This is a genomic window from Leclercia sp. M50 (genome assembly GCF_037150775.1).
Lineage (GTDB): Bacteria > Pseudomonadota > Gammaproteobacteria > Enterobacterales > Enterobacteriaceae > Enterobacter.
On record NZ_JBBCPK010000020.1, the window covers coordinates 1 to 12,684 of the forward strand.

Consider the following 12,684-nt stretch of genomic DNA (forward strand, 5'->3'; position numbering starts at 1 on the left):
TGCATCCCTGGCTGCCGCAGGAGCAGCAAAGCAGCATTCTGAAGGTGAGTGTGCTGGAACACCATCCGCACTATGCCATGACCGCCCTGGCTATCGGCGATCAGCATGTCTGGGTCAACAAGCTGGATAAACCGCTGCAAACCAACCTGCGCATTCGCATTCAGGCGTCCGATGTCTCGCTGGTACTCCAGCCGCCGCTACAGAGCAGCATCCGTAATATTCTGCGCGCCAAGGTCGCCCAGTGTTACGACGACAACGGCCAGGTGGAGGTGCAGCTGGAGATTGGCAGCCGCACGCTGTGGGCCCGCATCAGCCCGTGGGCCAGAGATGAACTGGGGATCAAACCTGGCCTCTGGCTCTACGCGCAGATCAAGAGCGTCTCCATCACCACCTGATCACAGCAGACGGGTATAGATAAATTCGGCGATGCTGTTGGTGGTGTTATCGCCGATCACCACATTCGCGCGCGCTTTGACGGCGTCGTCCGCATTCCCCATCGCCACCCCGGTACCAGCCGCTTCCAGCATGCTGATGTCATTGTAGTTATCGCCAAAGGCAATGACGTCCTTCATGGAGCCGCCGATGGATTCCACATACTCCGTCAGGCGTTTCCCCTTGCTGTTGCCTTTACGGGCGATATCCACCTGATCGTGCCACGACCATTCGCACTCCAGCCCCAGCGTCTGCTCCACCTGTGTGGCAAAGTCGTTGAGTTTGCCTGTGTCCTCACCGGTCAGGGCAAATTTCCAGATCGCGTTGACCTCACGGGCGGCCTGGGCGAGGGACGGCACCTGCGTGAAGACCGGGCGCTGCGCTTCCGGCAGCGCCTGTGCCCAGTTGCTGGTGCGAATCACGTGGCCGGTAGGACGCTCGTACAGCATCGCGTCGTCAACATACATCAGGCCGTGAATGGCATGCTCATCGAGCAGATCGATCAGTTGCAGCGCCTGCGGAACCGGTAAGGGATCGGCTTGCAGAACCTTTTTTGCTTGATAATCATACAAATAGGTTCCATTACAACAAATTGCAGGTGTATCTAACGCCAGTGCCTGATAAAAAGGATGAATAGCAACGTGATGCCGACCCGTCACGATGAGGAGTTGATATCCCACCTCCTGGGCACGCTTCAGTGCTTCAAGCGAAGAGGGGAGCAGGGTTTTTTGCGGCGTTAACAGCGTACCGTCTAAATCCAGTGCAATCACACGCGAGGTCATTTGATATTCCGGGTTAATGTTGAAAGGAGGGGATGCGCAGATGGTACACCGTGCAAGTAACGCTGCAAAATTCCTGGTTAAAATTCAGCATTCACCGTTAAAAACGACTATCCTGGTACATTACTTTTACGCGCAGTGAGGAAAGGAGCATTCATGAAACAAACCGTTTATACCGCCAGTCCTGAAAGCCAGCAGATCCATGTCTGGCGTCTGAATCCCGAAGGTTCGCTCACCCTGGTTCAGGTTGTCGATGTTCCCGGCCAGGTTCAGCCGATGGTGATCAGCCCGGATAAACGTTTCCTGTATGTGGGTGTTCGCCCGGAGTTCCGCGTGCTCGCGTACCGTATCTCGCCTGAAGATGGCGCTCTGACATACACGGCCGAAGCCGCGCTGCCGGGCAGCCCGACGCATATCTCCACCGATCTGCAGGGACGCTTCATTTTTAGCGGCTCCTACAATGCCGGCTGCGTCAGCGTAACCCGTCTGGATGACGGTATTCCTGGCGAAACCGTTGAGGTGGTTGAAGGGCTGGAAGGGTGCCACTCGGCGAACATCTCCCCGGATAACCGCACCCTGTGGGTGCCGGCGCTGAAGCAGGATCGCATCTGCCTGTTTACGCTGGGTGATGACGGCAAGCTGACCGCGCAGAACCCGGCGGAAGTGGCTACCGTTGAAGGGGCCGGGCCGCGTCATATGGCATTCCATCCGAATCAGCAGTACGCCTACGTGGTGAATGAGCTGAACTGCACGGTAGACGTCTGGGCCTTGCGCGATCCGCACGGCAAGATTGAGTGCGTGCAGACCCTGGACATGATGCCGTCTGATTTCACCGATACCCGTTGGGGGGCAGATATCCATATCACGCCTGATGGCCGTCACCTCTATACCTGCGACCGTACCTCCAGCCTGATCACCGTGTTTAGTGTTTCGGAAGATGGTAGCGTGCTGGCTATCGAAGGCTTCCAGCCAACCGAAACGCAGCCGCGCGGCTTCAACGTCGATCACAGCGGTAAATTCCTGATTGCGGCGGGGCAAAAATCGCACCATATCGCGCTGTATGAAATTCAGGGTGAGCAGGGGCTGCTTGAAGAGAAGGGACGTTACGCCGTCGGCCAGGGGCCAATGTGGGTGGTGGTTAACGCGCACTAAGACGGATGAAATAAAAAAACCTCGCGAATGCGAGGTTTTTTTATGCCCGGTGGTAGCCGGGTGAGCACATCAACATAAACCAACCGCCTTATATTAGCGTCGTACTGACTCTTTGCACAACATCAGTTGCTTAATCCTGGAAGAGTGACCCGTAGTGATATTAACTTAACTGTTTGAATAATATTAATTTTAACCGCGCTCCTTTATAAATTCCTATTTGATAAAAGACTGTTTAAATATCCAGTCTCGTCTGCTTATAATCAGAACTGTTGGTGTAGATGTGTGGCAGTCCGCAATCTGGGATCACTTTTAAGTCCTGGCTGGCGGGTGGTGCCGTCAGTGCCTTAACTGCGGAGCATATCAACATAAGCCAACCCCCACTGGCGACAGGCAGCGGAAAGGTAAGTCAGTGGAAGTGCTCCTGACCCAAGGAGTGGCGTATGAGCATGATGGGATGGATAATTCTGTTCCTGCAACTGCTGGATGCGTATCTTAAAACCGGTGCCTGACGTGTTCAGCCGCAGCATTAAGGGGGAGTTGCTCCCCCTTTTTGCTAAATATTTACTGCTTCGGCTCTGCGATCACTTTACTTCCCACGCCGCGGTTGTTGTATTCCCACATGCGGTTGAAGTTAGCGTCGTTGAGGTTACGCTGCACGTTGCCTTTCTCATCCACCGCACCGGTGTTACCCGCATACGGACGCTGAGAGATGGCGGCGTTGCCCCACGGTTTAGCCATATTAAAGCCTTCGTTGATCACGCTGTCGCGGATCACCACCTGACCGTTAGTGGCGGAATCGACATCCAGGGAGCGGCCGAATTGTGCCACGCCGTCGCCCATCGCGGTAAAGCGGCTGTTCACTGCCAGGAAGCCGTAGAACAGATTGGACTGCGTCGCAGGGGCGAAGACGTAGCCTTCCTGCTGGGTACGGGTGTTCATGACGTGGAAATCGGTGTTATCAAACACCACGGCACCGCGACCAGAAACCATATCCACATCCCCTTCAATGTAGCTGTTGGTCACCAGCGTACGGGTGATACGGTTGTTTTTCAGGGTGTTGTCAACGCCGCTGTTAGTGACGAAGAAGGTGTTCTGGCGACCCAGAATGTTCACCTTGTCGATTTGCACCCGATCGCCATCGCTGCGCAGAGCCACCGCCTGGTGGTTTCCGGCATCCACGCTGTCACCCAGATTGTTTTCAATGGTCAGGTTCTGCAGCTGCAGACCGTTGTTTTGCGACCAGAAGACCGCGGAACACATCAGGCCAACGGTGGCGCTGTGCTTGCTCTGGCAACGGTCGAACATATACCAGGCCGGTTTGCCCGGCATATATTTGCCGCCCGGGTTAACCAGGTGACGCCAGGTTGCGGTGTCGATCTCGGAGTCGATCGCCAGACCAATTTTGACATCGATCGGTTTTTCACCCGTACCGTAGATCGTCACGCTCCCCGGCGCGGCGGGCACATACACAGTACCTTCGTATTCGCCCGGTAAAATGGCGATGTACTGACGGGAGCTGCTGTGCTTAGCAATGGCAGCATCGACTGCCGCCTGGATGGAGGTGTGCGTCACGCCCTGGGTTCCCGCCGGGCCAACCACAAAGTTCGGCTGCTCAGGCAGGCGGATGGCATAAGGACTCCACGGCGCCGCGTTCGGATCCATGGCCGTAAAGTAGCGAGCCTGCTGGAAGTTTTTCGCTTCGTCAGCGGAGAGGATCGGACGGGAAGCCGTGCCCGGCGCAACCTGCTCTGATGGCAGTTGATCCGGCGGAGTAGAGCTGCACGCCGATAACGTCACGCCAAATGCGAGTGCCAGCGCCAGACGAGAAATCCTGGAAATGTTCAAGGGAAGCTCCTGCAAAACATATCAATAGGGGGACAACTGAAATAGCCTGCTTTTTTATACTAAGTTGAGCGAAACGGGAAGAATAAAAGGCAAAAAGTTGCTTTTTCTTCCCGCGGTTAGCGAGGAAGTTGTCACAAATAAATAACAATCTCGGTAAAGGCGATTGACAGGGCGACAGGAATGAAAATAAATGTCTATACAACCCATGACAAGTGGAAGCCCGATGCTGCAACTTCATCCTGACGATCTGATCTGGCGTAACCTGCGCCTCGCGACGCTGGATCCCGACCACGACACCCCCTATGGCCTGCTGGAAAACCGGGCATTGATTGTGCGCGGTGAGACCATCCTGGCCATCGTGCTGGAATCTGACCTGCCGGAGGATCTGCCCAACACCATTGATTTACAGGGGCGGCTGGTGACGCCGGGCCTGATCGACTGCCATACGCATCTGGTGTTTGGTGGCGATCGTGCCGCCGAGTGGGAGCAGCGACTCAACGGCGTCTCTTATCAGACCATCAGCGCTCAGGGCGGCGGGATTAACGCCACGGTCACTGCCACCCGGGAGAGCACGCCTGAGCAGCTCGAACAGCTTGCGCAGCAGCGCTTGCAGCGCTTAATGCGCGAGGGTGTCACCACCCTCGAGATAAAGTCGGGTTACGGCCTGGATGACGAATCCGAAGAGAAGATGCTGCGCGTGGCCCGGCGTCTTGCACAGACCAACCCGGTGGAGATCAGCCCGACGCTGCTGGCGGCGCACGCCGTGCCGAAGGCGTATCGCCACGATCCGGATGCCTACATCGACCATGTTTGCCAGCATATGCTGCCTGCACTGTGGGAAAAAGGGCTCTTCGAAGCTGTGGATGTCTTCTGCGAAAATGTCGGGTTTACGCCCGAACAGAGCGAGCGGGTGTTCCAGGCGGCGCAGAAGCTGGGCATCCCCATTAAAGGCCACGTTGAGCAGCTCTCCAGTCTCGGCGGCACTGCGCTGGTGAGTCGTTACCATGGGCTCTCCGCCGATCATATTGAATATCTCGACGAGGCTGGTGTCGACGCGATGGCGCAGAGCGGCACCGTGGCGGTGTTACTCCCCGGCGCATTTTACTTTTTACAGGAGCGACAGCGCCCGCCGGTTGCGCTGTTACGCCAGCGGGGGATACCGATGGCGGTCGCCACGGACTACAACCCTGGCACCAGTCCGTTCGCCAGCCTGCACCTGGCGATGAACATGGCCTGCGTCCAGTTTGGCTTAACCCCGGAAGAGGCGTGGGCAGGTGTCACCCGGCATGCGGCGAAGGCGCTGGGCCGCGGTGAGACCCACGGCCAGTTGAAGGCGGGGTTTGTCGCCGATCTGGCCATCTGGGATGCGAAAAACCCGGTGGAGATGGTCTATGAGCCGGGTCGTAACCCGCTTTATCGGCGCGTATTCAGAGGAAAAACAGTATGAGCCTGTGGCAGCCGGTTTCACCTGACGTCTGGCAAGGCCGTGACGACAGCAGCGAGGCCAGCAACGCGCTGCGCCTGTTTCAGACCGTGCAACTTAGCGACACGCCAATGCCGACCGGTGACGGTATCGCCCTGATTGGCTTCGCCTGTGACGAAGGGGTCAGACGCAATCAGGGTCGCCCCGGCGCCGCCCAGGCGCCGGATGTGTTACGCCGTGCGCTGGCGAACATGGCGAGCCACCAGGGGCACGATCGGCTGATGGATATGGGTAACATTGGCGTAGAGGGCAATGCGCTGGAGGCGGCCCAGCAGGCCCTGAGCGAGACGGTCACCGCCTGCCAGCAGGCGGGCATGCGCACCCTGGTTTTTGGCGGCGGACATGAAACCGCCTGGGCCCATGGTCGCGGCGTGCTGGATGCCTTTCCCGGGGAGCGAGTGGCGATCGTCAACCTCGATGCCCATCTCGATCTGCGAAACGCCCGCCAGGCGACCTCCGGCACGCCGTTCCGCCAGCTGGCCCAGTACTGCGCCGCGCAGCAGCGTGAGTTTTACTATGCCTGTCTGGGCGTCAGCCGGGCGGCCAATACTCAGGCGCTGTGGGATGAGGCTGCGCGCCTGAACGTTACGCTGGTGGAGGATCTCGATTTCCGGCAGCAGGCGCTGGACGCGCTCACAACGCTTCTTGAACAAGCAGATCGTGTCTACCTGACTATCGATCTCGACGTCATGCCTGCCGGGGAGATGCCCGCCGTGTCGGCCCCCGCCGCGCTGGGGGTTCCCGCCCGGGATCTGCTCCCGGTCATCGAGCAGATCTGTCGCAGCGGCAAACTGCAGGCGGCCGATCTGGTTGAGTTCAGTCCCGGCTTCGATCGTGACAGCCAGGGGGCGAAGCTCGCCGCACGGCTGGCGTGGCAAATCGCTCACTGGTGGGCATAAAGCTTGTATATACTCGATTTTTTATGACGGCTTAAGGAATTGCTATGTTCTCTCGCGCCCCGCAGCAGCAGGCCAGTGCGCCAGCCCCTTTCTATGAAAAGGTCAAGCAGGCGATCAGCCATCAAATCGCCACCGGCGTCTGGCGTCCCCACGATCGTATCCCGTCCGAGGCGGAGCTGGTGGCCCAGTTCGGCTTCAGCCGGATGACCATCAACCGCGCGCTGCGGGAGCTGACCGATGAGGGACTGCTGGTGCGCCTGCAGGGGGTCGGCACCTTTGTCGCCGAGCCAAAAGGGCAGTCAGCGCTGTTTGAGATCCGCAGCATTGCCGATGAGATCGCCTCCCGCAACCATCAGCACCGGTGTGAAGTGCAGTTCCTCGAAGAGACGCAGGCCAGCGCCGCCCAGGCGGTAGCGTTGAACGTCAAAGAGGGATCGCGCATCTTTCACTCCCTGATGTTGCACTATGAAAATGACGTCCCGGTGCAGATAGAGGATCGCTGCGTCAATGCCGCACTGGTGCCGGACTACCTTCAGCAGGACTACACCACCACCACGCCCCATGCTTATCTGTCGCGGGTTGCGCCGCTGACGGAAGGGGAGCATATCGTCGAGGCGGTGCGGGCCACGCCGAAGGAGTGCGAACTGCTGCGCATCAAGGAGCACGACCCCTGCCTGCTGATCCACCGCCGCACCTGGTCAGCCTCCCACATCGTCTCCCATGCCCGGCTGCTCTTCCCCGGCAACCGCTACCGGCTGCAGGGCCATTTCATGTCATAAGCGAAAAGCGTGATTGCTGACGCAATATAACAAAAATGTATCGTAATTGTTAAAACCGCTCTTGTGTGCACTTGTCTATACAAGTATATCTTACTGTATATTCTGTCCCCAATGAGGAGCACACAATGTCGTCAGGTAAGTTTCGCCAGCAAGAGATCCGCGCCCCACGTGGCACCCGGCTGACTGCCAAAAGCTGGCTCACCGAAGCCCCGCTGCGCATGTTAATGAATAACCTCGATCCCGACGTGGCGGAGAACCCTCACGAGCTGGTGGTCTATGGCGGGATTGGCCGCGCCGCGCGCAACTGGGCGTGCTATGACGCCATTGTCGCCGCGCTTACTGAACTGGAAAGCGACGAAACCCTGCTGGTACAGTCCGGCAAACCGGTCGGCGTGTTCAAAACCCACGAAAACGCCCCGCGCGTGCTGATCGCTAACTCCAACCTAGTGCCGCACTGGGCCACCTGGGAACACTTTAACGAGCTGGATGCGAAAGGGCTGGCGATGTATGGCCAGATGACCGCCGGCAGCTGGATCTACATTGGCAGCCAGGGCATCGTCCAGGGCACCTACGAGACCTTTGTTGAAGCAGGCCGCCAACACTATAACGGCTCCCTGAAAGGCCGCTGGGTGCTCACCGCGGGCTTAGGCGGTATGGGCGGCGCACAGCCGCTGGCGGCAACCCTGGCGGGGGCTTGCTCCCTGAATATTGAGTGCCAGCAGAGCCGCATCGATTTCCGTCTGCGGACCCGCTACGTCGATGAGCAGGCTGAAACGCTTGACGACGCCCTGGCACGCATCCAGAAATATACCGCCGAGGGACGGGCCGTCTCCATTGCCCTGTGCGGTAACGCCGCCGACATCGTACCGGAACTGGTGGCGCGCGGCGTGCGCCCGGACCTGGTCACCGACCAGACCAGCGCCCACGATCCGCTGCACGGCTACCTGCCAAAAGGCTGGAGCTGGGAAGCGTACCAGCAGAAAGCGCAGCAGGATCCGGAAGGCACCGTGCTGGCGGCGAAGCGTTCCATGGCTGACCACGTTAACGCGATGCTGGCCTTCAGCCAGCAGGGTGTACCGACTTTCGATTACGGCAACAACATCCGTCAGATGGCGAAAGAGATGGGCGTGACCAACGCCTTCGACTTCCCGGGCTTTGTCCCGGCCTATATCCGTCCGCTGTTCTGCCGCGGGATTGGCCCGTTCCGTTGGGTGGCCCTCTCCGGCGACCCGGAGGATATCTACAAAACCGACGCCAAAGTGAAAGAGATCATTCCCGATGATGAGCACCTCCATCACTGGCTGGACATGGCCCGCGAGCGCATCAACTTCCAGGGACTGCCGGCGCGGATCTGCTGGGTCGGGCTGGAGTGGCGCCAGAAGCTGGGCCTGGCCTTCAACGAAATGGTGCGCAGCGGTGAAGTCTCCGCGCCCATCGTTATTGGTCGCGACCATCTCGATTCCGGCTCGGTAGCCAGCCCGAACCGCGAAACTGAAGCGATGCAGGACGGCTCCGACGCGGTCTCCGACTGGCCGCTGCTGAACGCGCTGCTCAACACCGCCAGCGGCGCCACCTGGGTCTCGCTGCACCACGGCGGCGGGGTGGGCATGGGCTTCTCCCAGCATGCCGGGATGGTGATCGTCTGCGACGGCACCGATGAAGCCGCGGCCCGTATTGCCCGCGTCCTGCACAACGATCCGGCGACAGGCGTTATGCGCCATGCCGATGCCGGGTATGACATAGCCATCGACTGCGCGAAAGAGCAGGGACTCAACCTGCCGATGATCGCGGCCACACAAGGAAAGCACTAATGAACGCCTTAACCCTGACGCCCGGCTCCCTGACCCTGGCCCAGCTGCGCCAGATCTGGCAGCAGCCGCACCAGTTGACGCTCGATGAGGCGGCCCATAAGGCGATTAACGACAGCGTCGCCTGCGTGGAAGCCATTGTTGCCGAAGGGCGCACCGCCTACGGCATTAACACCGGGTTTGGCCTGCTGGCGCAGACGCGCATCGCCACCCACGATCTGGAAAACCTGCAACGTTCGCTGGTGTTGTCCCACGCGGCGGGCGTGGGCGACCCGCTGGATGATGACATGGTGCGCCTGATGATGGTGCTGAAGATCAACAGCCTGGCGCGCGGTTTCTCCGGCATCCGCCTGAGCGTGATTGAGGCGCTGATTGCCATGGTCAATGCGGGCGTCTACCCGTGGATCCCGGCCAAAGGCTCGGTGGGTGCCTCCGGCGACCTGGCGCCGCTGGCGCACATGTCTCTGACCCTGCTCGGCGAAGGCAAAGCCCGCTACCGTGGCGAATGGCTCCCGGCCGCTACCGCCCTGCAAAAAGCGGGGCTGGCCCCGGTGACGCTGGCGGCGAAAGAGGGGCTGGCCCTGCTGAACGGCACCCAGGCCTCCACCGCCTTTGCCCTGCGCGGCCTGTTTGAAGCTGAAGATCTCTTTGCCTCGGCGGTGGTCTGCGGGGCGCTGACCACCGAAGCGGTGCTCGGCTCCCGGCGCCCGTTTGATGCCCGTATCCACGAGGTGCGCGGCCAGCGCGGGCAGATCGACGCCGCGGCGCTGTTCCGCCACGTTCTGACCGACACCAGCGCCATTGCCGACTCGCATCACAACTGCGACAAGGTGCAGGATCCCTACTCCCTGCGCTGTCAGCCGCAGGTGATGGGTGCCTGCCTGACCCAGCTGCGCCAGGCGGCAGAGGTGCTGCTGGTGGAATCCAATGCCGTCTCCGACAACCCGCTGGTCTTCGCGGCGGAAAGTGAGGTGGTCTCCGGCGGCAACTTCCATGCCGAACCGGTGGCGATGGCGGCGGATAATCTGGCCCTGGCGATTGCCGAGATCGGCGCGCTCTCTGAACGCCGTATCGCGCTGATGATGGATAAACATATGTCCCAGCTGCCGCCGTTCCTGGTGCGCAATGGCGGGGTGAACTCCGGCTTTATGATTGCCCAGGTCACCGCCGCGGCGCTGGCGAGCGAGAACAAGGCGCTGTCCCACCCGCACAGCGTGGACAGTCTGCCCACCTCCGCCAACCAGGAAGACCATGTCTCAATGGCCCCGGCAGCAGGCCGTCGCTTATGGGAGATGACGGGTAATACCCGTGGCGTGCTGGCGGTCGAGTGGCTGGCGGCAGCGCAGGGCTGCGATTTGCGTGATGGCCTCACCTCCAGCCCGCTGCTGGAGCAGGCGCGTCATATCCTGCGGGAGCAGGTGGCGCACTATGATGATGATCGCTTCTTCGCCCCGGACATTGATGCAGCGATGGATCTGCTGAAGAAAGGGAGTCTGGCGGGGATGTTACCGGCCTTCCTGTAATACACGCCCGGTGGCGCTACGCTTACCGGGCCTACAAATGCCACCGTAGGCCGGGTAAGGCGAAGCCGCCACCCTGCAAATGCCCGGCGGCGCTGCGCTTGCACGGGCCGACGGTTTTGTGCGGTTTCCGGGACTGCTTTTTTTATGAATACATCGCCGTAATGGAGGCACTTCCCAGGGTGTGGAAATGGACGTTAAAGCCCACCATCGCGCCGCTCGCCTCCTCATCCACCTCAATCCTTTCCACATCCAGCGCATGCACCGTGAAGATATAGCGATGGGTTTCGCCCTTAGGGGGTGCCGCGCCGCCATATCCCGCTTTGCCAAAATCGGTGCGGGTTTCTACGGCACCCTCCGGCAGCGCCACCAGCGACGAGCCTGACCCCTGCGGCAGCACGCGGATATCGGCCGGGATATTGGCGACAACCCAGTGCCACCAGCCGGAGCCGGTAGGCGCATCGGGATCGTAGCAGGTGACGACAAAGCTTTTGGTGCCCGGCGGCACCTCGTCCCACGCCAGATGCGGAGAGATGTTATCTCCCTCATAGCCCATACCGTTAAACACGTGGCGCAGCGGGAGTTTATCGCCGTCGCGCAGATCCTTACTGATGAGTTTCATACTGTTCCTCCGTAATAAGCTCAGCCAGAAGTGTAACGCATAAACTAGATCGTAAAGTGCGCAGGTTCCTGAACGGCATCCACCACCGCGGCGGTCAGCTTGCTGAGCTGGTCACGGCTGATCGGATACGGCGGCATCAGATAGATTAGCTTGCCGAACGGCCGCACCCAGACGCCGCGCGCCACAAAGAAGCGTTGCAGCGCCGCCATGTTCACCGGGTGGGTCGTTTCGACGACGCCGATGGCCCCCAGCACCCGCACGTCGGCGACACATTCTGCCTCCCGCGCCGCCGCCAGTTCATCCTTCAGCTGGGCTTCGATGGCGGCCACCTGGGTCTGCCACTCGCCGCTCTCCAGCAATGCCAGACTTTCACTGGCGACGGCGCAGGCCAGCGGATTACCCATAAAGGTCGGACCGTGCATAAAGCAGCCCGCCTCGCCGTTGCTGATGGTTTCGGCCACCAGGCGGGTGGTGAGGGTGGCGGAGAGGGTCATGGTGCCGCCGGTCAGGGCTTTGCCGAGGCAGAGAATGTCCGGCGTAATCCCCGCATGCTCGCAGGCGAACAGTTTGCCGGTGCGCCCGAAGCCGGTGGCAATCTCGTCGGCAATCAGCAGGATACCTTCCCGGTCGCACATCCTGCGGATGCGCTTCAGCCATTCGGGATGGTAGATGCGCATGCCGCCGGCACCCTGCACGATGGGCTCAAGGATCACCGCGGCAATCTCGTGGCGATGGGCGGCCATCAGGCGGGCAAAGCCGACCATATCCTTCTCATCCCACTCGCCGTCAAAGCGGCTCTGCGGCGCCGGGGCAAAGAGGTTTTCCGGCAGGTAGCCCTTCCACAGGCTATGCATCGAGTTGTCGGGATCGCAGGCCGACATCGCCCCGAAGGTGTCACCGTGATAGCCGTTACGGAAGGTGAGGAACCGCTGGCGGGATTCGCCTTTGGCGTGCCAGTACTGCAACGCCATTTTCATCGCCACCTCCACCGCCACCGAGCCGGAGTCGGCCAGGAACACGCACTCCAGCGCGTCGGGGGTCATCGCCACCAGCCGACGGCAGAGATCTACCGCGGGAGGATGGGTGATCCCGCCGAACATCACGTGCGACATGCGGTCAATCTGCGCTTTCATCGCGCTGTTCAGCCGGGGGTGATTGTAGCCGTGAATGGCCGCCCACCAGGAGGACATCCCGTCTACCAGCTGTTCGCCGCTGGCCAGCGTCAGCTCGCAGCCGTGGGCTTCCGTCACCGGATAAACCGGCAGGGGCTGGGTCATGGAGGTGTAAGGATGCCAGATATGTTGCCGATCGAAGGCGAGATCGTCCGTTGTCATAATCGACTTGTAAACCATTTTGAAAACATTT

The 12,684-nt window shown here is 60.2% G+C and carries 11 protein-coding genes; 7 read left to right on the forward strand and 4 right to left on the reverse strand.

All coding sequences use genetic code 11. The features are described 5' to 3' along the window. Positions 1 to 395, forward strand: a 395-nt coding sequence (locus tag WFM46_RS07010; RefSeq protein ID WP_336997308.1) for a TOBE domain-containing protein, incomplete at its 5' end; no start/stop codon positions are given. Here the strand turns inward: WFM46_RS07010 and WFM46_RS07015 are convergent. Next, the gene (locus tag WFM46_RS07015; protein ID WP_103178747.1) at positions 396 to 1,214 is read right to left on the reverse strand and encodes a pyridoxal phosphatase; all 819 of its coding nucleotides are present in this window, start codon (positions 1,212 to 1,214) and stop codon (positions 396 to 398) included. A 153-nt stretch (positions 1,215 to 1,367) separates the two neighbouring features. On the opposite strand from WFM46_RS07015, the gene pgl reads away from it, so the two are divergent. After that, entirely contained in the window at positions 1,368 to 2,363 is a 996-nt protein-coding gene (gene pgl, locus WFM46_RS07020) for a 6-phosphogluconolactonase (RefSeq protein WP_159339268.1), read from the forward strand. Positions 2,364 to 2,924: 561 nt separating this feature from the next. Here the strand turns inward: pgl and WFM46_RS07025 are convergent. Further along, positions 2,925 to 4,208, reverse strand: a complete 1,284-nt coding sequence (locus WFM46_RS07025) for a putative acyl-CoA thioester hydrolase (RefSeq protein ID WP_336997309.1) — start codon at positions 4,206 to 4,208, stop codon at positions 2,925 to 2,927. 223 nt (positions 4,209 to 4,431) lie between these two features. On the opposite strand from WFM46_RS07025, the gene hutI reads away from it, so the two are divergent. The 5 genes from hutI to hutH all read left to right on the forward strand — a co-directional run bounded on the left by hutI (position 4,432) and on the right by hutH (position 10,700). Further along, a complete protein-coding gene (hutI, locus tag WFM46_RS07030) occupies positions 4,432 to 5,655 on the forward strand; it encodes an imidazolonepropionase (RefSeq protein WP_336997332.1) in 1,224 nt (407 codons plus the stop codon). Continuing rightward, complete coding sequence (gene hutG, locus WFM46_RS07035) at positions 5,652 to 6,590, forward strand: formimidoylglutamase (RefSeq protein WP_336997310.1); 939 nt, start codon at positions 5,652 to 5,654, stop codon at positions 6,588 to 6,590. Before hutI ends, hutG begins: the two co-directional genes overlap by 4 nt. A gap of 44 nt (positions 6,591 to 6,634) precedes the next feature. Beyond that, positions 6,635 to 7,369, forward strand: a complete 735-nt coding sequence (locus tag WFM46_RS07040; protein ID WP_103178753.1) for a histidine utilization repressor — start codon at positions 6,635 to 6,637, stop codon at positions 7,367 to 7,369. 125 nt (positions 7,370 to 7,494) lie between these two features. Beyond that, entirely contained in the window at positions 7,495 to 9,180 is a 1,686-nt protein-coding gene (hutU, locus tag WFM46_RS07045; RefSeq protein ID WP_336997311.1) for a urocanate hydratase, read from the forward strand. Further along, entirely contained in the window at positions 9,180 to 10,700 is a 1,521-nt protein-coding gene (gene hutH, locus WFM46_RS07050; protein ID WP_103178755.1) for a histidine ammonia-lyase, read from the forward strand. The genes hutU and hutH overlap by 1 nt, the downstream gene beginning before the upstream one ends. Before the next feature lie 142 nt (positions 10,701 to 10,842). On the opposite strand, the gene WFM46_RS07055 is transcribed toward hutH, so the two are convergent. Both WFM46_RS07055 and bioA read right to left on the reverse strand, forming a co-directional pair. Continuing rightward, positions 10,843 to 11,319, reverse strand: coding sequence for a kinase inhibitor (locus WFM46_RS07055; RefSeq protein WP_103178756.1), 477 nt, complete (start codon positions 11,317 to 11,319; stop codon positions 10,843 to 10,845). A 44-nt stretch (positions 11,320 to 11,363) separates the two neighbouring features. Beyond that, positions 11,364 to 12,671: an adenosylmethionine--8-amino-7-oxononanoate transaminase gene (bioA, locus tag WFM46_RS07060; RefSeq protein ID WP_336997312.1), complete on the reverse strand. Its 1,308-nt coding sequence runs from the start codon at positions 12,669 to 12,671 to the stop codon at positions 11,364 to 11,366. Positions 12,672 to 12,684 lie beyond the last annotated feature (13 nt).